At 64.1% G+C, this 19,640-nt stretch carries 18 protein-coding genes; 7 read left to right on the top strand and 11 right to left on the bottom strand.

Annotated elements, in window-relative coordinates; translation table 11 throughout:
• Window positions 1–64: 64 nt before the first annotated feature.
• On the top strand, window positions 65–2,167 hold the full coding sequence (locus PAN08_RS02460; protein ID WP_269789971.1) for a phosphoglycerol transferase I: 2,103 nt from the start codon (window positions 65–67) through the stop codon (window positions 2,165–2,167).
• A 196-nt stretch (window positions 2,168–2,363) separates the two neighbouring features.
• Here PAN08_RS02460 and PAN08_RS02455 read toward each other — a convergent pair whose 3' ends face one another.
• Window positions 2,364–4,730, bottom strand: coding sequence for a DUF3772 domain-containing protein (locus PAN08_RS02455; protein ID WP_269791143.1), 2,367 nt, complete (start codon window positions 4,728–4,730; stop codon window positions 2,364–2,366).
• 337 nt (window positions 4,731–5,067) lie between these two features.
• On the opposite strand from PAN08_RS02455, the gene PAN08_RS02450 reads away from it, so the two are divergent.
• From PAN08_RS02450 to PAN08_RS02440, 3 genes are all read left to right on the top strand, one after another.
• Window positions 5,068–5,562, top strand: a complete 495-nt coding sequence (locus PAN08_RS02450; RefSeq protein ID WP_269789970.1) for a lipocalin family protein — start codon at window positions 5,068–5,070, stop codon at window positions 5,560–5,562.
• A 21-nt stretch (window positions 5,563–5,583) separates the two neighbouring features.
• Window positions 5,584–6,795, top strand: coding sequence for an FAD-dependent oxidoreductase (locus tag PAN08_RS02445; protein WP_269789969.1), 1,212 nt, complete (start codon window positions 5,584–5,586; stop codon window positions 6,793–6,795).
• 94 nt (window positions 6,796–6,889) lie between these two features.
• A complete protein-coding gene (locus tag PAN08_RS02440; RefSeq protein ID WP_269789968.1) occupies window positions 6,890–7,324 on the top strand; it encodes a hypothetical protein in 435 nt (144 codons plus the stop codon).
• Between the two features lie 112 nt (window positions 7,325–7,436).
• On the opposite strand, the gene PAN08_RS02435 is transcribed toward PAN08_RS02440, so the two are convergent.
• Entirely contained in the window at window positions 7,437–7,760 is a 324-nt protein-coding gene (locus tag PAN08_RS02435; protein WP_269789967.1) for a DUF6122 family protein, read from the bottom strand.
• Window positions 7,761–8,029: 269 nt separating this feature from the next.
• Between PAN08_RS02435 and PAN08_RS02430 the strand changes: the two genes are divergently transcribed.
• Window positions 8,030–8,503: a DUF1456 family protein gene (locus tag PAN08_RS02430; RefSeq protein ID WP_269789966.1), complete on the top strand. Its 474-nt coding sequence runs from the start codon at window positions 8,030–8,032 to the stop codon at window positions 8,501–8,503.
• A gap of 64 nt (window positions 8,504–8,567) precedes the next feature.
• Here PAN08_RS02430 and PAN08_RS02425 read toward each other — a convergent pair whose 3' ends face one another.
• The 4 genes from PAN08_RS02425 to PAN08_RS02410 all read right to left on the bottom strand — a co-directional run bounded on the left by PAN08_RS02425 (window position 8,568) and on the right by PAN08_RS02410 (window position 13,149).
• Window positions 8,568–9,026 carry a hypothetical protein gene (locus PAN08_RS02425; RefSeq protein WP_269789965.1) on the bottom strand — a complete coding sequence of 153 codons (459 nt, stop codon included), beginning with the start codon at window positions 9,024–9,026 and terminating at the stop codon, window positions 8,568–8,570.
• Window positions 9,027–9,394: 368 nt separating this feature from the next.
• Window positions 9,395–9,970 (bottom strand): Ax21 family protein, encoded by a 576-nt coding sequence (locus tag PAN08_RS02420; protein WP_269789964.1) that lies wholly within the window; start codon window positions 9,968–9,970, stop codon window positions 9,395–9,397.
• A 207-nt stretch (window positions 9,971–10,177) separates the two neighbouring features.
• Entirely contained in the window at window positions 10,178–10,633 is a 456-nt protein-coding gene (cueR, locus tag PAN08_RS02415) for a Cu(I)-responsive transcriptional regulator (RefSeq protein ID WP_343237807.1), read from the bottom strand.
• Between the two features lie 23 nt (window positions 10,634–10,656).
• Window positions 10,657–13,149 carry a heavy metal translocating P-type ATPase gene (locus tag PAN08_RS02410; RefSeq protein ID WP_269789962.1) on the bottom strand — a complete coding sequence of 831 codons (2,493 nt, stop codon included), beginning with the start codon at window positions 13,147–13,149 and terminating at the stop codon, window positions 10,657–10,659.
• Window positions 13,150–13,374: 225 nt separating this feature from the next.
• Between PAN08_RS02410 and PAN08_RS02405 the strand changes: the two genes are divergently transcribed.
• On the top strand, window positions 13,375–13,572 hold the full coding sequence (locus tag PAN08_RS02405; protein WP_269789961.1) for a heavy-metal-associated domain-containing protein: 198 nt from the start codon (window positions 13,375–13,377) through the stop codon (window positions 13,570–13,572).
• Window positions 13,573–13,847: 275 nt separating this feature from the next.
• On the opposite strand, the gene PAN08_RS02400 is transcribed toward PAN08_RS02405, so the two are convergent.
• The 5 genes from PAN08_RS02400 to PAN08_RS02380 form a co-directional block, all read right to left on the bottom strand.
• Window positions 13,848–14,549 carry an HAD family phosphatase gene (locus PAN08_RS02400; RefSeq protein ID WP_269789960.1) on the bottom strand — a complete coding sequence of 234 codons (702 nt, stop codon included), beginning with the start codon at window positions 14,547–14,549 and terminating at the stop codon, window positions 13,848–13,850.
• Complete coding sequence (locus PAN08_RS02395) at window positions 14,546–15,247, bottom strand: pseudouridine synthase (RefSeq protein ID WP_269789959.1); 702 nt, start codon at window positions 15,245–15,247, stop codon at window positions 14,546–14,548. The genes PAN08_RS02400 and PAN08_RS02395 overlap by 4 nt, the downstream gene beginning before the upstream one ends.
• Entirely contained in the window at window positions 15,244–16,299 is a 1,056-nt protein-coding gene (locus PAN08_RS02390) for a methyltransferase (RefSeq protein ID WP_269789958.1), read from the bottom strand. The genes PAN08_RS02395 and PAN08_RS02390 overlap by 4 nt, the downstream gene beginning before the upstream one ends.
• Window positions 16,300–16,462: 163 nt before the next feature.
• A complete protein-coding gene (locus PAN08_RS02385; protein WP_269789957.1) occupies window positions 16,463–16,759 on the bottom strand; it encodes a DUF3247 family protein in 297 nt (98 codons plus the stop codon).
• A 65-nt stretch (window positions 16,760–16,824) separates the two neighbouring features.
• On the bottom strand, window positions 16,825–18,717 hold the full coding sequence (locus tag PAN08_RS02380; protein WP_332840094.1) for an ATP-binding protein: 1,893 nt from the start codon (window positions 18,715–18,717) through the stop codon (window positions 16,825–16,827).
• Window positions 18,718–19,026: 309 nt separating this feature from the next.
• Between PAN08_RS02380 and PAN08_RS02375 the strand changes: the two genes are divergently transcribed.
• A complete protein-coding gene (locus tag PAN08_RS02375; RefSeq protein WP_269789955.1) occupies window positions 19,027–19,596 on the top strand; it encodes a DUF3016 domain-containing protein in 570 nt (189 codons plus the stop codon).
• Window positions 19,597–19,640 lie beyond the last annotated feature (44 nt).

Here is a 19,640-nt window from a genome sequence, read left to right as displayed (position 1 = left end):
GCGTTGTGGTGGGACGTGGTGACTACGGTCACCCGCTTACGTCTTTCGCTACCCAAGTGGCCGCATGCATTGGATCATCTGGTTTTACCTGGCTGTTCTGGTTGTTCTGCTAGTGCTTTCGCCCACGCTGGCAAAGCTCAAAGCAGGTCTGTTGTCGCTGCTGTTGTTGGCGTTGAGCAGCTGGTGGCTGATTGACCGGCTCAGTGGTGACGGCATCAATTCGGCCACGCTTTATCACCTGCGCAGTGACATGGAAGGGGCTGGCGTCGGTGATTTCGGTGCCTACATTCTGGGCTTTCTGGCCTTGGTGCTTGCCTCGCTGACACCCTTGTTGCTGCTGCGTGTGCGCCGCCTGCGGCTGCCGCGCCATGGCGTGCCGATTTTCGCCGGCTTTGCGGCACTGCTCGTTGCCACGCTTGTCAGCAGCCCGTTGTACCGCGATGCCAAGCGCATTCATCAGCAGATGCAGCCGGTGGATTACAGCGCGGTGGCACCGGAATACAGCATCCCCGGCAAGCCGTTGGCGCAGCGCCCCAACATCGTCTGGATCTACGGTGAAAGCCTGGAACGCACCTATCTGGATGAAGACACCTTCCCGCGACTGATGCCAAACATCCGCCGTCTGGCGGGAGAAGCACTGGATTTCCGCGACATCGCCTCGGCCGATGGCAGCGGCTGGACCATTGCCGGTTTGGTGTCATCCATGTGCGGCGTGCCGCTGACCACCGCGCAGGGCGATGAGAACAGCATGGGACGCATGGGCAGCTTCCTGCCCGAAGCCTTCTGCCTGGGCGATTACCTGAAGCAGCAGGGCTATAGCAATCACTACATGGGCGGTGCCAACGGCCAGTTCGCGGCCAAGGCCGATTTCCTGTCCACGCATGGCTTCGACGATGTCCGCGACCTGGCCTGGTTCAACCAGCAGAAAATTGCTCGCTCGCATTTCTCCAACTGGGGCCTGCATGACGACGTGCTGCTGGACCGCGCGTTCGACCGCTTCCTGGAACTGTCGCGGGCAGGCCAGCCCTTCATGCTTACCGCCTTGACGATGGACACACACCACCCGGCCGGACACCTGCCAGTGGCCTGCAAGGGCACGCGCTATCGCAGCCAGCACGGCAACATCGGCCTGCTGCGCGCACTGAAATGCAGTGACCGGTTGATCTCGCAGCTGGTGGATCGCATCCGTTCCAGCGAGTTCGGCGAGAACACACTGGTGGTGCTGGCCTCCGATCACCTGGCCATGCCCAACGACCTGAGCCACGTGCTGAAAGACATGCGCCGCGAAAACCTGCTGCTGTTCCTCGGCAAGGACATCGCGCCGCGTCAGGTGACCGCCCACGCCGGCACCACACTGGATTCGGGCGCCACTGCATTGCAGCTGCTGGACCCGGCCATTGATGCAATCGGCTTCGGCCGCTCCCTGCTGGCTTCGCCGCGCGCGCCCAGCGCCAGCGTCGCCGCATTGAAGGCCGATAGCCGCGATTACGCGCGTTATCACGCTTTCTCCCGCTCGTTGTGGCTGGGTGAGCAGACACGCATGCTGCGGCTGGATCAGGAACAGGTGCTGGTGGGTGTGCAGAAAGTGCAGCCGCCGGTATTGCTGGAATACGACCAGGAGTGGCAGCTGAAATCGATGTATCTGGAAAACACCTCGCGCAAGTTCGAGGAGGCCGACCCACAACATCGTCTGGCTTACGTGGACCGTTGCACGGCATTCGAGGACGGCTCGGCCGACGGTCAATGGTGCGCCCTGCTGGTGGACAGCGACCAGGGCATGCGCCTGTTCCGCGACGATCAGTTGCGCCGGGGTATCGCCATTGATGCGCCGTTGCAGGCGTTCACCGGCCCGCGCCCGAGCGTGCGTCAATCACGTATGATCAGCCGGCAGCCGCGCCATACCGGCCCCGGTCAATACATGCTGGAGTTGTATGCCGCGCAGCGACCGCAGCGTGGGTTCTGGGTGGAGGCGGTGTCGTCCAGCCGTCAGGTGGTGGTGGCCCAGCAATGGGTGCAGGCCGACAGCGAAGGCCGCATCAGCATGCCGCTTGGGCTGGATCACGAGATTGATGACCTGGAAATCCGCGCCTGGCTCAGCCATGCCGAGTTGCTGGCCATTGATGACTACGCACTGGTACCGGCAGCACCGGAACACCCTCGCTCCTGATTCCGTTGCATTGGTGCCGGAGCGATTCGTGCGGCGACGTCCGGACTGATTCCGGCTGCGGCGGGCAAAAACTTCTGACGACACCGCAGCACACCACCGTCGCAGCCCGCGTCGCCTGGCCGCATGAAACCGGCCGCCTTCACTGCCAATGATTGCCCGGGTGCGTGGTGCATACCCGGGCTACGCGGATCGTGCGTTACGACGGCGCCTGGGGGGCACGCACCAGATGGATGTCGGTCGGCGTCACCAGCGCAATATCGTTGGCAGCAGCCTGTTGCAGCAGCTCGAACAACAGCTCGCTGCGCGTGCCATACACACTGCGCGCGGTCGGCACGTAGCCAAAGCTGTTGATCGCCACCTGACCACCGCTGATCGAGTCGATGAACACCGACGGGGCTGGCTCATTGAGCACGGTCTCATTGGCTTGATAGATATCCAACAGCAGCTGCCTCAGCTTGCCCACATCGGTACCCAACGGCACCGAGAATTGAACCTGGATGCGGCCCAGTGCATTGGCCATGGTCATGTTGCGGATGGTCTTGGTGATCAACTCCGAGTTCGGCACGATCAGCGTGGAGCGGTCGCCCACCTGGATTTCGGTCGAACGCACCGAGATGCGGCGGATGTCGCCTTCCTGGTCACCGATCTTCACCCAGTCGCCAATCTTCACCGGCCGCTCGGCCAGCAGGATCAGACCAGACACGAAATTCTGGGTGATCGCCTGCAGACCAAAACCAATACCCACCGACAACGCGCTGGCCAGCAGTGCCAGTTTCTCGAAGCCGACCCCCAGCGTGGCCAGTGCCCACAACACCGCCAACACGATCCCCAGGTAGTGCGCGACGGTGCTGATGGAATTGCGCGCGCCGGTATCCAGCTCGGTCTTGGGCAGGTAGGTGTCTTCCAACCAACGCTGCACCACACCCATCACGGCCAAACCGCACAAAAGCACCACGATGGACCAGAACACCGCTGACGGCCGTAGCAATTTGCCGCCAATATTCACGCCGCCGGCCAGTGTCTCCAGCCCGCCATACAGCATGCCGATGTTGCCAAAGGGCGCCACGACAGCGGTGATGCCCAACACCACCAGCACTATCCGCAGCGTTGCCGACAACAGCACGCCGCCCTGCTCCAGACGCGCGCCCGGCAAGCCCGTGGACAGGCGCAGGGTGCGGCCGAATACGCTGTCCGGCGCCAATAGCCACAGGGCAAAATCATCGGCGAACTTCATCAACAACGATGTCGCCAACACCACCACCGTCACCCACACCATCTGCTGGGCGGCAAACATCGCGAAGTTCAGATAACCCAACAGCGTTGCCGCAAGAGCGGCAAACACCGCCAGGTGCCCACCCAACCGTGCCAGCACCAACCAGCCGCTGCGTGGCGCCTTGGCAGGCCGTGCGCGGCCCGCGTCTTCCTGCTGTTCGGCTTCGGCTGCGGCCGCCGCACGGCGCCGGTGCAGCGCGGCCAGCGTCACCAGCATGCCCATGATCAGCGCGACGTAGGTCAAGGCGACCAGACCATCGAGGGTGATGGTGCTCACCTGCGAGGTGCGCGCGGCGCGGTTGACGTCGCGCACCAGCATGGTGAACCAGGTCAACCAGGCCGCACCCCAGGCAAACCGACGGAGCCGCGTCGCCGCCAGGTCGTCAATGTCGAACAGCCGCCACGACGGCCGCGATGGCACCAGCAGGGATGCCGCGAGCGCAGCGATGAAGGCACCCACGAAGGTGGCAGCGACAAAGGTATCGGCCACCGCTTCCAGGCGCGGCGCAATCGCCGAGATCGACCGCAGACTGCCGACCAACACCAGCGCTGCCAGCCCCGGCAATAGCGTGCCGACCAGCAGCAGCCACACGGCCAGCCCCGTGCGGCGCAGGCGTCCGGCGGGCGCACGCTCGGAGGCGGCATAGCGACGGCCCAGATGGCGCAGCCAGAGACGTAGCGGGAACACCATCAGCAGGGCCAGCACCACGCCAACGATCGGTGCCGTCCAGCCGTGTTTGGCCGTCGCCAACAGCAGTCCGTTGCTGGCCTGCCGGTACAGCGAATCGAAGCGGCTCAGATCATCGGGCAGATGTTCCGAAAACTGACGCCAAAGCCCCGGTGACAACGGCGAACCCACCTTGCGGCCGAGCTGTTCGCCAAACTGCTGCGCACGCATTTTTTCGATTGACTCGCTTGCCTGCTTGGCGTCTTCGGCAAGTAATTTGCCGCGCGCGATATCGCTGTTGAGCTGGCTGCGCTGCAGATCCAATGCCTTGCGCTGGCGGGCGATATCGCGGTCCTCACCGCCTTCCGGCACCGGCCCCAACTGCGAGATACGTGCATCCAGCTGGGTCAGCTCCGGCTGCAATGCCTGCACGCTGGCTTCGGCATCGCGTTGCGCCTGGCTTGCCTGCTCGCTCAGTGTCTTCAGTGTTTCCGGTGCATCCGCATCATCCACCGCATGCTTGACGGCATCCAGCACACGTGAGGCCTGCTCGATGCGTGCCTGCGGCGTGGTTGTAATGGCATTGGCACTGGCCGCGTCCTGGGTAGCCCATGCGGTCGCCATGGGCACGCTGACGCCGGTAAGGACGATGGCGAACAGTACCGCGCGCAGCGGCCGGGAAAGGCAGGATTTCAGCAAGGGAACACACCGGATCGCACGGACCACCGCGCCTGCCGGGGACTATAGATCAGGCTGCGTCCAGATCCTGCGAACCCGTGCGCAACCCTCGCCATTTCACGTTCATCCCGATGATCAATTTACAGCGCTCTGTAACGCCCTCTCGCTGCTCCCTCTCGCTAACAACGGCCATACGCGTCGTCACGCCAGGCAACGGATTCTTCACCGCCGTTGGCCTATAGGAAGTGTCCCGGCATCGCCGCCACCGCAAACAGGTGACCTCGTGAATCCGCATCCCCCACTACCCACCGTGCCGTCAGTAGATCTGCAGCGCTACCTGGGCACCTGGTACGAAATCGACCGTCTGCCCATGCGTCATGAACCAGAGGACGCCACCGATATCAGCGCACTCTATTCGCTCAACGACGACGGCAGCGTGCGCGTGCAGAACCGCTGCCTGCACAAGGGCAAGCAGGAAGAGGCCATCGGCCAGGCCACCCCCATCGACGCGAGCAACAGCCGACTGCAAGTCAGTTTCCTGCCCGAGGGCCTGCGCTGGATACCCTTCACCAAGGGCGACTACTGGGTGATGCAGCTCGATGCCGGCTACAGCACGGCCCTGATCGGCAGCCCGGACCGCCACTACCTGTGGCTGTTGGCGCGGCAGCCGGAAATGGACGAGACCACACGGCAGCATTACATCGCCTATGCACGCCAACAGGGGTTCGATGTGGACAAGCTGATCCACACCCCGCACACCGGGCACCGCACGGCCTGAGCCAGAGCTGGTAATCAACCCATGGATCTGAAGAGCGGCTACCCGTTCTGGGCTGTACGCAACGGCCTGATGCAGGCGTTCCCCCAGCTGGAGCGCGATCTGCATTGCGATGTTTTGGTGATCGGCGGCGGCATCACGGGCGCGCTGATCGCCGACCATCTCGGCCAGCATGGGCACGACGTGGTGGTGGTCGAGCAGCGCGACATCGGCTGGGGCTCCACCGCCGCCAGCACCGCCCTGCTGCAGTACGAAATCGACACGCCGATGCAGGTGCTTGCGCGACGCTATGGGCTGGATCATGCGCTGTTGGCCTATCGCGCCTGTGCCGAAGCCATCGGGCAACTGCGGCAACTGGCGCGGCAGGTCGGCAAGGTGGATTTCCAGCCCGCCGACAGCCTGTACTACGCCAGCCGCACCCGCGACCTGAGCGGGCTCATCGACGAGTACGAACTGCGCCGTAAACATGGTTTTGCCGTGCATTGGCGGGATGCGGCCGGTGTGCACGCGGACCACGGCTTCAACGCGCCGGGCGCCATCCTCAGCGACTTGGCCGCGCGCATGGACCCCTACCGGATGACCTACCGCCTGCTGGCTCGCCTGCAGCGACAGGGCGGCCAAGTCTTCGACCGCACCCGCATCACCGCGCTGGAAGCCACTACCCGGCAGGTGCATGCACGCAGCAGCGACGGCATGCGCATCCGTTGCAAACATCTGGTGATGGCCGCCGGCTATGCCAGCCAGCACTGGCTCGACTCGCGCGTGGCGCGCAACCGCAGCAGCTACGCGTTCGTCACCGACCCACTCACCGAAGAAGCACTTGGCCCGCTGCGCACCACGATGCTGTGGGAAACCGCGCACCCGTATCTCTACCTGCGCAGCACCGCCGACAACCGACTGCTGGTGGGCGGCGAAGACGACGCACTGGATGTACCCGCCCGCCGCGATGCACGCGTGGATACCAAGGCGCGCACGCTGGCAGGCAAGGTTGGCAAGCTGTTCCCCCAACTGCCGTTGACGCCGGCTTTTGCCTGGGCCGGCACCTTTGCCGAAACCCCGGACGGCCTGCCGTTCTTCGGACCGCACCGGCAATGGGGCCCCCGCGTGCATTTCGCCATGGCCTATGGCGGCAACGGCATCACCTACTCGATGACCGGCGCCGGCATCGTCCGTGCGGCCATCGAGAAACGGCCCCATCCGTTGAAAGCTTTGTTCTCGTTCGCCCGGCTGGATTGACCCTGCTGGGCGACAGGGATCATTCAAGCCTTTTCTGCTAGCGTGCAATCAGCCTTGCCATCCGCGGCACGGCATGTGTACTGGAGTGGTTGCCGTGATCCGAACATCACTGATCCTCGCACTGGTGCTGGCCCCGGCCACAGCGATGGCGCAGGCCACCACCCCGGGCGCCTTGGACCTGAGCGTGCCGCAGGCGCCGGTCCGATACCTCGGCGATCCGTCCTACCAGTCCGATGCACCGGGCACTTTTTACGGCGATCGCAGCGGCCGTCGCCCGCCTTCCAAGGACTCACCGTCCGGTGATGTTGTCGTTGACGACAAGCTGCAGGTGCATGGCGCAGTCAGCACCGGTATCGGCTACTCCAAGGCCTACGGCAACAGCCACTGGAGCGCGGTGGACCTGAACCTGGGCAAGAACTACACCACCGATGAAGGCAATACCCGCCGCGTGGACGTGAACATCCACGTCAGCAAAGGCGATGGCATGACGCCATATGGATTCGGCCCGGGCCCGTGGCACGGCTGGTAAGCGCTACGCCTCCGGCCAGATCAAGCCGCCTTTGGCATAACGCAGCAACGACAGGCCCCAACGGAGCCTGACAGCGCTCCCGCCGCACGATTCCTGTTCCCCGCTCCCTGCCCTACGAACTGCAGCGCATCCATACGCAGTCGATGGCATCCAGCGTGATGTGCAACAACAGGCCGATACCAAACAGACGCGTGCGTCGGGGTATGGTCAACCCGGCATAGAGCACGATGGCCGGCGCGGTATGCAGCGGATGGAAACCGATGCTGCAGCGGTCCGGCGCATAGATCGGGTCGGCCAGCAGGTGATCCAGATCGATCACCCAACCCAACAACATCAGCATCCATGCCTTGACGAACTGTGGCCGCCAGAACAGCCAGGCCAACAGTGCCGGAATCGCTGCATGCAGACACAGGTGCAGGATCGCGCGCAGGCTCATGGGCAGTGCATCCGCGCCCTGCCAGTGCGCCCTGCAGAGCGGCAATAACGACGCACACGGCGCTCATTGGTCAGGGGCTGCGGGAGGGCCCCCGCAGAAAGCGCAACAAAGGCAACGGGGCGCATGGGGCGCATGGGGCGTGTTCCTGGTGAACGTATTGCAGCTGAATGCGTTTCAGCCAACCCGGGCAATTGTAGACGGCCGCCACCGGGGGCAGCGTTACACTATGCGGCCGCCGGACGGTCCCGTGCGGTTGTTCCGGAGTGGCAATGATCAACAACGACGTACTGCGTAGCATCCGCTACATGCTCGATCTGAGCGACAGCATGGTGGTGGACACCATTCACCTGGCTGACGCCTCATTCGACGTGGACGCCTCCCAGGTGCACGATTTCCTGCGCAAGGACGAGGAGCCGCTGTTCGTAGCATGCCCCGACGCCGTGCTGTCGCGCTTCCTCGACGGCCTGATCTACCACTACCGAGGTCGCGATGAGTCACAGCCGCAGCGCGCGCCGGAGCAACGCATCACCAACAATGTGGTGCTGAAGAAGCTGCGCGTGGCCTTCGAGCTGAAGGATGTGGACATGCACGCGGTGTTCGAGGCAGCGGGTTTCCCAATGTCAAAGCCGGAGCTGTCGGCCCTTTTCCGCCAGCCGGACCACAAGAATTACCGCGACTGCGGCGACCAGGCCCTGCGCAATTTTCTGAAGGGTTTGACCCAGCGCGTGCGCCCGGCGGGTTGATTCTGGTCTGATCCCTTCTCCCACCGGGAGAAGGGATGTACACGCAGGCCGACCTGTTGACGCCTCAACGCACGCGGTAAACCCGTGCCTTGGGCAGGTCTTCATCCACCTGCAGGAACCAGCGCCCGGCGATACCCGGCACGACCTCGATCTCCGGTGACTGCAGCGTCTGGCGCAGGCGCATCTGGCCCTTGAGCACCTTCCACTGCTGGCCGTTCTCCAGCACGAACAGTGTGCCCGGTTCCCAGCCGTCCACCGCGCCCTGCACCTTGCTGTGCACGGGGCCTTCTTCCAGCCCGATATGCATCAGTTGCACGGCCTCAGGGCTCTCCTCTTGCGTTGGGGCCGCGGCCTGCGCCGCGCTGAGCATGTGGTTGAGCAACTGCAGCTGCTGCGCGCTCAGTCCCACCTGTTGGAGCTGTTCGGCACTCAGACGTTGTTCGATGGGCTGGTAATCCCGCTGCGCCCAGGCCAAAGGCGTGGTTAGCAGAAGTGAAACGATGAGAAACAGGCGGATCTTCATGACGGCGATTCCTTCCGGCTGATACCGGTCGCTGCGCACGATGCTGCAGTTTGGTTACGAGTGGATGACAGCGAGCTGGGGACAAGGGCAAGAGCTGCCCTCACCCCAACCCCTCTCCCGCACGCGGGAGAGGGGAGGCATCAAGCATCGCCGGGCACTGGACGTTCAAAGCCCCTCTCCCTCATACGAGAGAGGGCAGGCATCAAGCATCCGCGGGGCACTGGACGTTCAAAGCCCCTCTCCCGCACGCGGGAGAGGGGTTGGGGTGAGGGCGCTTTACCTTGAAAAATCAGAACACCGCCCTTCCCCCAAACGCAGAAAGGCCCGGCATTGCCGGGCCTTTCCTTGCTGCATGACGCTTGGGCGTCTTACCAGCTGAAGCGCGGACCCACGGTCCACTGCTTGTCGCCATCACGGTTCATCTTGATGTCGCCGTTGATGCCCCAGTTCTGGTTCAACTTCACCTGGCCACCCAGGCGACCGTAGAACTCGCCTTCCGGGTTGATGCCGTGCTTCTTGGTGAAGTCTTCGTAGCCAGCCATGGCATAAACCTCGGCGTGCTGGCCGAATGCGGTGCGAACACCGGCTTCAGCGCTGTAGCCTTCAAAATCCAGACCGGCATTCTTGCGCGGGTCGAACTTTTCGTAGGCCACGCGAGCAACGAAATCGGTGGTCGGGGCGATTTCCTTGTTGAAACCTGCGCCGACGCGCCACTGGTCGAACTCGATGTTGGTGCGATCGATTTCCTGGCGGGTGAACTCGCCGAAGGCGTGGAAGTTCGGGTGGAATGCGTAGGAACCCTTGACGCCCCAACCTTCGGCATCGCCGTCAGCCTGGGTCTTGGCGTAATCGGCTTCGGCATAGTTGTAGGACAGGCCGTCAGCAGCCGAAGCGGCGAACGGAAGGGCGGCAACCAGCGCCAGGGCAATCAGCGAATTCTTCATGGGGGTACACCTCTGGATTACGTCTTGATGGCACGGCAGTAAATTCACTGCCTGCGTCCGGATGTAAGTTTTCCGTTATGCACCCCAACACACCCTGAAACCGCACCCCCGCTGAAATCGTTTTTTTAGGCTTGTATTCAGGTGTTTTCTGGCACGCGCGACGCTCATGCGCGTTGCACTTTGTTCAGGCCTGTCAGACGCACACGTTCAATGCCGCGGCCTGGGTTTGCCACCTGTACCAAACTGGGTCGACATCGGTTCGGCCAGCAGCGGCACGCCGGTTTCGATATCACGCAGGATCGGGCAATCCGGGCGGTCGTCACCGGCACAGCATTCGGCCAGTGCCTGCACCGTGCGCACCATGTCCTGCAGTTCGGCGATGCGCTGTTGGAGCAACTGCACGTGCTCCAGCGCCATGCGCTTGACGTCAGCGCTATGCCGCGAACGGTCCTGCCACAGCTGCAGCAGTTCACCGATGCGCTCGACGCTGAAGCCCATGTCGCGCGAACGCTTGATGAAACCCAGCGTGTGGATGTCGCGCGGGTTGTAGATCCGATAGCCCGCTTCAGTGCGTGCCACCGGCCCGAACAGGCCGGTGTCTTCGTAGTAGCGGATCATCTTGGCCGACAGGCCAGTGGCCTTGGCGGCCTGGCCGATGTTCATGCCGTCGTGCATCGTCATCTCCTTCATGCCTGTGCCTGCGGCGGTTGGAAGCGCTTGAGCCGCAGCGCGTTGCCCAGTACGAATACCGAAGACAACGCCATCGCACCGGCAGCGAACACCGGTGACAACAGCATGCCCCACAACGGATACAACACACCCGCCGCAACCGGGATCAACGCGGTGTTGTAGGCGAACGCCCAGAACAGGTTCTGGCGGATGTTGCCCATGGTCGCCTTGCTCAGCGCGATGGCATTGGGCACGCCCTGCAGGCTGCCCGACATCAGCACCACGTCGGCCGCTTCAATGGCCACGTCGGTGCCGGTGCCGATGGCCATGCCAACATCGGCAGCGGCCAATGCCGGGGCGTCGTTGATGCCGTCGCCCACATACGCCAGACGGCCATGCGCCGCCTTGAGCCGGCGCACTGCGTCCACCTTGCCCTCCGGCAATACTTCGGCCACTACCTCGTCGATACCCAGCTGACGGGCGATAGCCTCGGCGGTGCGGCGGTTGTCACCGGTGATCATCGCCACCTTCAGGCCCAACGCATGCAGGCTGGCAATGGCGGCGCGAGTGTCGTGCTTGATCGGATCGGACACGGCGATGATTGCCGCCAGCTGCCCATCGATGGCGGCATATAACGGCGACTTGCCCTCTTCGCCCAGTTGCTTGGCAACGGCAGCGAACACCGCCACATCCAGGCCCAGCGACTGCATGAAGCGGTCCGCGCCCACTTCCACGCGCACGCCCTGCACCTGCGCCCGCACGCCATAGCCGGTGACCGATTCAAACGCGTCCACGGCCGGCAGTTGCAGGCCGTCCTGCTGCGCGGCGTTGACGATGGCTCGGGCGATGGGGTGCTCGGAGCGGTCTTCCACCGCCGCCACTTTGGCCAACACGTCGCCGCGCGTGAAGCCATCGGCCAGTTGCAGGTCGGTCAGCAGCGGGCGGCCTTCGGTCAATGTGCCGGTCTTGTCCACCGCCACCACCTGCGCTTCCTTGAGCAGCTGCAGCGCCTCGCCCTTGCGGAACAACACGCCCAGCTCAGCACCGCGCCCGGTGCCGACCATGATCGAGGTCGGCGTCGCCAAGCCCATCGCACACGGGCAGGCAATGATCAGCACCGCCACCGCGTTGACCAGGCCGAAGGTCAGCGCCGGGTCCGGCCCCAACAGCAACCACACCAGGAACGTCAGTACCGCCAGAACCATCACCGCCGGCACGAACCACAGGGTGATGCGGTCCACCAAAGTCTGGATCGGCAGCTTGGCGCTCTGCGCCTGTTCCACCAGCCGGATGATCTGCGCCAGCACGGTGGCACCGCCCACGGCGGTGGCACGCACGCCCAGCGTGCCGGTTTGATTGACAGTGCCGCCGACAACGGTGCTGCCGGGTGTTTTCTGCACCGGCACCGGCTCGCCGCTGATCATCGACTCATCGACATAACTGTCGCCGTCAATCACCTCGCCATCCACCGCGATGCGCTCGCCCGGGCGCACGTCGATCACGTCGCCACTGGCGATCTGATCCAGCGGCAGCTCGACCACGCTGCCATCGCGACGCACGCGGGCGGTCTTGGCCTGCAGCTTGAGCAGGCGCTTGATGGCCTCCGACGTACGTCCTTTGGCCTTCGCCTCCAGCACGCGGCCGAGCAGGATCAACGTGACGATCACCGCCGCCGCTTCGTAATACACATTCACGGTGCCGGCCGGTAGTAGACGCGGCACAAAGGTAGCCACCAGCGAGAAGCCAAAAGCAGCCAGCGTGCCCACCGCGACCAGCGAGTTCATGTCCGGCGCAGCACGCAGCAATGCAGGGATGCCCTTCTCGTAGAAGCGACGGCCCGGGAACACGAGCACCAACGTGGTCAGCACGAACTGCAGCAGCCAGCTGTTCTGCATGCCCAGCGTGGACGCGATGAAATGGTGGAAGGCCGGCACCAGATGCCCACCCATTTCCAACAGGAATACCGGCAAGGTCAACACCGTGGCCAGCAGCAGATCGCGCCTGAGCACGCGCAGTTCGTCGGCGTGGCGCTGGGCCTGTGCGTCTTCATTGCTGACCGCACGATCAAGCATGCGGGCGGTGTAGCCCGCCTTGGCGATGGCAGCCACCAATGCGGCCGGCGAGGCACCGCCCTGCACCGTGGCACGCTCGGTGGCGAGGTTGACGCTGGCCGACTGCACGCCGGGCACTGCCAACAGTGCACGCTCCACCCTCCCCACGCAGGACGCGCAGGTCATGCCTTCGATTTCCAGCTCCACCGGCACGGACGCGGTGACTTCGTAACCCGCCTTGCGAATGGCCTGCACGAGTGCCTCGCGCGCCACGTTGCCGTCGGTCTGCACACTGGCGCGCTCGGTGGCCAGATTCACATTGGCCCTGCTCACCCCCGGCACCGCTGCCAGCGCCCGCTCCACCCGACCCACGCAGGACGCGCAGGTCATGCCTTCAATCACCAGATCTTCCATCTGCGGGGCGCCTGTTGTCTTGCCCACATCGGCCGTGCTCGTCATCGGATTGTCTCCGCCTGTTTACCGTTGCAGCCACGGTAAAGCTTCCCATGAAGGGAAGGTCAAGGGGCACGAAGTGGGTGAACAGTAAGCAGTCGCGTGAGGCGGCCCAAGCCAGGCTTTCCTGTTGTCATTGCCTCTGCTCACTCCTTCTCTTTCGCGCCCGCCCTATTGACCTTGCCATGATGGCAACCCGCATCCTGCGCTCATACCCAACGGAGACACCCCATGAAATTGCATATTGAAAGCATGACCTGCGGCGGCTGCGCACGCAGCGTGACGGCGGCGGTGAAGGAAATAGATCCGGCAGCCACAGTGGAAATCGATGTGCCAAACCGGATCGTGCAGATCCAGACGACCGAGTCGGCCGAACGCATCACTCAGGTATTGGACGCCGCTGGCTTCCCGCCGCAGCTGCAAGGCTGAAGCGCATCGGTTACGCCGCTCCATTGCAGGAGCGGCGTGAATCGCGCAGCGCGGTCAATGCCGCTGTTGCCACACACAATGAAATTGCAGGTGAGCCTTTGACCGGCGCTATCGCCCGCTTCGCAACGGACGCCGCCGATGTTCTTCTACGCGGCCCGTATGCGCACTCTCTGCACGCGTGAGCGCGGCAAGTGATCGCCAAGCGTCATGCCGCTTCTACAAAGTAAAAAAAATCACTGACGCTGCGCCTGCAATGATGGCATTGCGGACGCCGACTACAGCGCTGCGAGCGGAGCTTTGCTCAACCATGGCTGCAACAACTGACGCACGTCATGCAGCGAGCCGGCAATGCGATGGCCCAGTGCACGCAAGGCATCATCCGGATGCACCAGATCCGGCACCTGGATGGCCGTCATACCCGCGCCCAGTGCCGCACGGATGCCGGCCGGTGAATCTTCCAACGCCAGGCAACGTGCCGGCGCATGCCCCAACCGCTGTGCGGCGAGCAGGTAGATGTCCGGCGCGGGCTTCGGTCGCGATACATCGCTGCTGGTCACCACCGCATGGAAATACGGCAACAAACCCGCTGCATCCAGTTTGCGATCCGCACGCGGCTGCCGCGTGGATGTAGCTACCGCGCGTGGAATGTCGTGCGCCTTGAGCAGTTCCAGCAGTTCGACGATGCCCGGGCGCAACGGTAGGCCGGCGTGCGTGCGTTCGTCGTACAACAGGTGGCAACGCTCGGTCATCGCATCGACCTGTGCGTCATCGGCCAGATGCTGCCGCAGCATGGCGCGGCAATCGCGGTCGCCAAAACCGACCATGCCCAGGAAGAACGAACGCTCCAGCACCAGGCCGAATTCTTCGGCGGCCTGGCTCCAGCAGGCGACCGACACCCGCTCGCTGTCGATCATCAAACCGTCCATGTCGAAGATGACGGCATCAGGAAAGAACGGCAGCGCAGTGAGGGTGTTCATGCAGCGAACAAGGTGTCCAGATCGGTGGCGGTCAGCATCCGCCAGTGGCCTTCTTCCAGCCCATCCAGGCTGAGCCCGCCGATGCGGCTGCGATGCAGTGTGGCCACGTGATTGCCGGTGGCAGCAAACATGCGGCGCACCTGGTGATAGCGCCCTTCATGCAGCACCAGCTGCGCGTGGCGCGGATCGTGGATGGTCAGATCGGCCGGCAACAGTGGGGTTTTTTCCGATTCCAGCAGCAAGGTGCCACTGGCGAACAACGCCACTTCGTTGCCGCTCAGGTCCTGTGCCAACTCGGCCTCATAGACCTTGGACAGTTTGGACTTGGGCGAGATGATCCGGTGCAACAACGCGCCATCATCGGTGAGCAGCAGCATGCCGCTGGTGTCGCGGTCCAGCCGGCCCACGGTGGACAACACCGGCGCGCGATCGCGGAAACGTGACGGCAGCAGGTCGTAAATCAGCCGGCCCTGGTCCTTGGTCGAACAGGTGTAACCGGCTGGCTTGTGCAGCATCAGGATCATGCCCACCGGCGGATCCAGCGGCTCGCCGTCAACGCGTATCGCCTCATGCTCCACCTTGTCGTCGGCATACAGCACTTCGCCGTCGGCGTCGGTGATGCGGCCTTCGCGGAACATCTGTTGCACCTGCTTGCGGCTGCCATAACCCAGGTTGGCAATCAGCTTGACCAGCCTCACGCACGCCCCCCGCGAGTACCGACGATGACCTTGAAGCCATCACGCTCGGCGGCCACGTGCACCTTGCCGAAGCTCTCGTTGAGGATCTGCTCGTACGGCAGGTGGCGGTTGGCCACCATGAACAACTGCCCACCCGGGCGCAGTGCTTCTGCGGCCACGGCGATGAAACGCCGGCCGATATCTGGCCGGTCTTCGCGCGCCGGCGTGTGGAACGGCGGGTTGGAAACAATGAAGTCGTAGCGGCCGTCGATGCCGGCGGTGACATCCTGCCAACGGAAGCCGAGCTGCGCGGTGCTGCCCGCCAGGTTGCGGCGGGCCAGCGCCAGCGCGCGTGCCTCGGCTTCGTACAGGTCCAACGCGGTGACCTTCGGGCAACGTGCCAGCACTTCCGCCGACAGGTAGCCCCAGCCAGCGCCAAGATCGGCACCGCGGCCAGCCAGTGTGTCCGGCAACTGTTCGACCAGCAGCGCCGAGGCCGGATCGATGCGGTCCCAGGCAAACACGCCCGGACGGCTGTGGAAACGCCCGTCCAGGATCGGGCGCTCGGCATCCAGCGCCGCCCAGCGCTTGCGCAGGGCTTCGTCATGGCTGCCGTCCTGCGGCGCAGTCCAATAGGTGCGGCAGTGGTTCTTGGTCAGCTTGCCGCCCAGCCCAGCCAACTGCTGCAGATCGCTTTCGCCGGAGCGCGCGCCTTCGTTGTTGGACTGACAGGCCACGATCTGGCCACCGGGCGCCACCATTTCCAGCGCGCGGGCAAACAGGGCGCGGGCTTCGTCGCGCTGCCGGGGTGGCAGCACCAGCACCAGCGGATAGCGCTCGCTGGATTCCTCCAGCACCTGTTCGCTGCGCACCTCCCAGCCGCTGCGCTCCAGCGCCTCGGCAAAGGGGCGGAAGCTTTGCGCGCAGACCAGCTGCGAGGCGCTGGCGTGCTCGCCCAGCGGCCAACCATCGCGGGCGCGCAGGAACAACACCGGCCCCTGCGGCCAGCGCAGGTTGGAGGCGGAGAAGGGAAGGAACAGGGTTTCCAGCGGGGCGTCGTATGGAGCGGGCATGCCGATACTTGGTCAAACGGGGCGTCCATTCTACCGGCGTGGCCCCAACCGGGCCCGTACGGGGCCGAAATGGGCAGACCTGCGCCGTGCCGAGCCATGCCCGAAGGGGCTTTATCGGCCTGCCGCAACGAAAAACGCCCCTGGCCCGCCACTACCAGCGCCCTTACGGCGCCTCAGCCACCGGCAGCCGCAGCACCTGCCGCACGCTGTCCAGCCACAGCATGTGTTGCTGGGAGATGCGGACCAGATCGTCCAGACGCACCGTGGCATTCACCCCGGGGCACTCGTCGCAGTCGGCAAAATGCTGCAAGACCGGCCGCATTGTCACGGTGCCGGCAACGCGGGCGCCGTCATCCAGCACCAACATCACCCGCGCTTGTACCGGCAGTTCACCCGCCAGGGTTTCAAGCAGCGCGATCGTCATCGGATCGCTGTAGACGTGGGGCGCGTACTGGGCCATGACAGGTTTCGCGGGTGACCGTGGTCACACTACCCCCGTCGCGCGTGAACTTCATGCAAAGAAAATCAGGGCAGGCGGGCGTCGCGGATGGCGCCCACCAACTGGGCCACGCTATAGGGTTTGGCGATGTGGCCCTGGAAGCCCGCCGAAAACGCGCGTTTGCGGTCGTCAGCCCGCGCCAGCGCGGTCACCGCCACCGCCGGCAGTTCGTCACCGGGCACGCCCATGGTCTCGCGCAGGGTATGCACCAAGCCGTAGCCGTCCATGCCTGGCATGCCGATATCGCTGATCAGCACGTCGAAAGCGGTGTGCCCGCGCAGGTCGAGCAGCTCAAGCGCCTCGGCCGCCGAGGCCGAAATGACCACCGACGCGCCCTGCTCTTCCAGCACACGGCGGATGTAGCCGAGCATGTCCGGTTGATCTTCCACCGCCAGAATCCGCACGCCCTGCAATGCGTTGGCCGCCACCACCTGATCACTGATGCGGCCGCGCTGTACCCGGCGTCGAGGACGGCCCACGGCTTTCTGTACCTGGAACTCGGGCAGACGCACACGGAACGTCGCCCCGCGCCCGGCGCCAGCGCTGTCGGCCGAAACCGTACCGCCGTGCAGTTCGGTCAACTGCTGCACGATCGCCAAGCCCAGCCCCAACCCACCGTAACGGCGTGTGGTGGTGCCATCGGCCTGGCTGAAACGGCTGAACAGATGCTCCAGAAACTCCGGCGCGATGCCGTCACCGTTGTCGTGCACCTGCACGACGTAATAGCCGTCGTCCTTCCACAACTCAACCTCGATGTGGCCATCGACCGGTGTGAACTTGATGGCGTTGGACAGCAGGTTCGACAGCACTTGGCGCAGGCGCGTGGCGTCGCCCAATACCGGGCAGGGCCGGTCAGGCGTGACCACACGCAAGGTCTGCGCCTTGCCTTCGGCCACCAGTTCCTGCGCACGCACCGCTTCGCGCACCTGCTCGGCCAGATTCAGCACTTCCACTTCCAGCTGCACCTTGCCCAACAACATGCTGCTCAGGTCGAGCATGTCCGACATCAGATTCTTCTGGGTGATGGCGCTGCTGGCGATCACCTCCATGCCACGTCGCATCGGATGGTCATCTTCCATGCGCTGCAGCAGCAGTTCGCTCCAGCCCAGGATGGTGGTCAGCGGCGTGCGCAACTCATGTGACAGCGTGGCAAGGAACTCGTCCTTCATCCGCGCCATGCCCTCGGCGGTGTTGCGTGCAGCACGCTCGGCTTCCAGCAACTCTTCGCGGGCCATTTCAATTTCACGGCGCTCGGTGATGTCCGGGCTGCTGCCAGCCAAGCCGATGAAGCGGCCATCGTGCGAGAAGCGCGGCACCGCGTTCATTTCGAGCCAGCGCCATTGCCAATCGTGGCGGCGCACACGCACGTTGATATGCAGCTCGCGGCGTTCCACCAGCGCGGCCTGCAGCTCGTACTCGAACGGCGCAAGCTCGTCGGGGTGCAACAGCTTCCGCCACCAACGCGGGCCAAGGTCGCTGTCCTGGACGATGCCAAAGAACGTGGTGAACGCCGTGTTGGCAAAGCGCACATGACCCAGGTCGTCCAGCACCCACACCGGCATCGGCAGGCCATCGGCCAATGCGCTGAAACGCGCCTCGCTTTCGGCAAGGTCAGTCTCGATACGCTTGCGTGCGGAGATATCGAAGAACAACACCGCTACCTGCAGCTTGTCCGGCGCACCAATGCGCACCGCCTCCACCGAGTACCAGCGCCCCAGCTGCGCTACCTCACGCTCGAACTGGGCCATCACACCTTCCGTGGCGACCCGGCCCAAGACGCGGAACCAGTATTCCTCCAGCCCGGGCAGCACCTCACGCGCACTGCGCCCCTTGGCGCCCATCAGCCCGGTGATCCGTTCAAATGCCGCATTGACCTTGTGGTAGATGAAATCCACCGCACGGTCTTCCTCGAACACCATTTGGATCACACAGAAGCCCGAGCCCACGGCGTCGAACACTTCCCGATAGAGGGAGGTGTTGCCCAGATCTTCTTCTGCCAGGGCGGTCAGGGTCAGCGGTGGTTCGCTATTGAGGGGGAGCATGTAGGAAGAATGAGCGACGGGGCAGGAGTTCTCTGGTTCGCACGAAAGTCTGGGCAGCAGGCGATTTACGGAGTGTGATGATGAACCATCGCGCAACTCCACGCCGCCGCTACCGCCACCATTCATTGCCCCGTTCGGCATGCAGGCCCACACTGTGGGTACTCATTCAAGCCATAGGAGTTCGTCATGAAAACCCTTACCGTGACTGGACTTGCCTTGGCCTGCCTGCTTGCCGTGGGCAGCGCCGACGCCAAGCCGCGAAACGTAGCCGACCCCGAAGCCCCCCGTGCACTGGCAGCAGAGGGACCGGTGCAGGTGCAGTGGAACGACCCTGCCCAGTTCACCGAGCTGCGCCAGAGCCGCAACCGCTGGGAAGCCCAGCGCGGTGACTGGGTGGAAACCTTGGCCGAACATCTGCGCAAGCAAGCCAGCAAGCAATTGCCCGACGGCCAGAAGCTTGACGTGACCATCACCGACATCAAACGTGCTGGCGACTACGAGCCGTGGCATGGCCCCAACTTCAATGACGTGCGTTTCATGCGCGACATCTACCCGCCGCGTATCAGCCTGCAGTTCACCCTGACCGATGCCACTGGCCAGGTGATCGACCAGGGCGAGCGCAAGCTGTCGGACACCGGCTATCTGTTCAACAGCGCGCTGCCGAACAATACCGACCCGCTGCGTTACGAAAAGCGCCTGCTCGACGATTGGGTACGCCGCGAGCTGCGGCCCGAGCGCAGTACCGCCGGGCTGTAACAGCAGGCACCGATAGGGCCGAGCGCGCCATTGATAACGCTTCG

The sequence above is a fragment of the Stenotrophomonas sp. Iso1 genome (assembly GCF_027497995.1).
GTDB lineage: Bacteria > Pseudomonadota > Gammaproteobacteria > Xanthomonadales > Xanthomonadaceae > Stenotrophomonas.
Note: the sequence above shows the minus strand (reverse complement) of the source record. Positions and strands in the feature narration are given on the sequence as shown.

What these genes read in the sequence shown, in the direction of transcription:
- PAN08_RS02460 (WP_269789971.1), top strand. Translation starts at nt 65, where the DNA reads ATGCATTGGATCATCTGGTTTTACCTGGCTGTTCTGGTTGTTCTGCTA.
- PAN08_RS02455 (WP_269791143.1), bottom strand. Translation starts at nt 4,730, where the DNA reads ATGGCGACCGCATGGGCTACCCAGGACGCGGCCAGTGCCAATGCCATT.
- PAN08_RS02445 (WP_269789969.1), top strand. Translation starts at nt 5,584, where the DNA reads ATGGATCTGAAGAGCGGCTACCCGTTCTGGGCTGTACGCAACGGCCTG.
- PAN08_RS02435 (WP_269789967.1), bottom strand. Translation starts at nt 7,760, where the DNA reads ATGAGCCTGCGCGCGATCCTGCACCTGTGTCTGCATGCAGCGATTCCG.
- PAN08_RS02430 (WP_269789966.1), top strand. Translation starts at nt 8,030, where the DNA reads ATGATCAACAACGACGTACTGCGTAGCATCCGCTACATGCTCGATCTG.
- PAN08_RS02425 (WP_269789965.1), bottom strand. Translation starts at nt 9,026, where the DNA reads ATGAAGATCCGCCTGTTTCTCATCGTTTCACTTCTGCTAACCACGCCT.
- PAN08_RS02420 (WP_269789964.1), bottom strand. Translation starts at nt 9,970, where the DNA reads ATGAAGAATTCGCTGATTGCCCTGGCGCTGGTTGCCGCCCTTCCGTTC.
- cueR (WP_343237807.1), bottom strand. Translation starts at nt 10,633, where the DNA reads ATGAACATCGGCCAGGCCGCCAAGGCCACTGGCCTGTCGGCCAAGATG.
- PAN08_RS02410 (WP_269789962.1), bottom strand. Translation starts at nt 13,149, where the DNA reads ATGACGAGCACGGCCGATGTGGGCAAGACAACAGGCGCCCCGCAGATG.
- PAN08_RS02405 (WP_269789961.1), top strand. Translation starts at nt 13,375, where the DNA reads ATGAAATTGCATATTGAAAGCATGACCTGCGGCGGCTGCGCACGCAGC.
- PAN08_RS02400 (WP_269789960.1), bottom strand. Translation starts at nt 14,549, where the DNA reads ATGAACACCCTCACTGCGCTGCCGTTCTTTCCTGATGCCGTCATCTTC.
- PAN08_RS02390 (WP_269789958.1), bottom strand. Translation starts at nt 16,299, where the DNA reads ATGCCCGCTCCATACGACGCCCCGCTGGAAACCCTGTTCCTTCCCTTC.
- PAN08_RS02385 (WP_269789957.1), bottom strand. Translation starts at nt 16,759, where the DNA reads ATGGCCCAGTACGCGCCCCACGTCTACAGCGATCCGATGACGATCGCG.
- PAN08_RS02380 (WP_332840094.1), bottom strand. Translation starts at nt 18,717, where the DNA reads ATGGTGTTCGAGGAAGACCGTGCGGTGGATTTCATCTACCACAAGGTC.
- PAN08_RS02375 (WP_269789955.1), top strand. Translation starts at nt 19,027, where the DNA reads ATGAAAACCCTTACCGTGACTGGACTTGCCTTGGCCTGCCTGCTTGCC.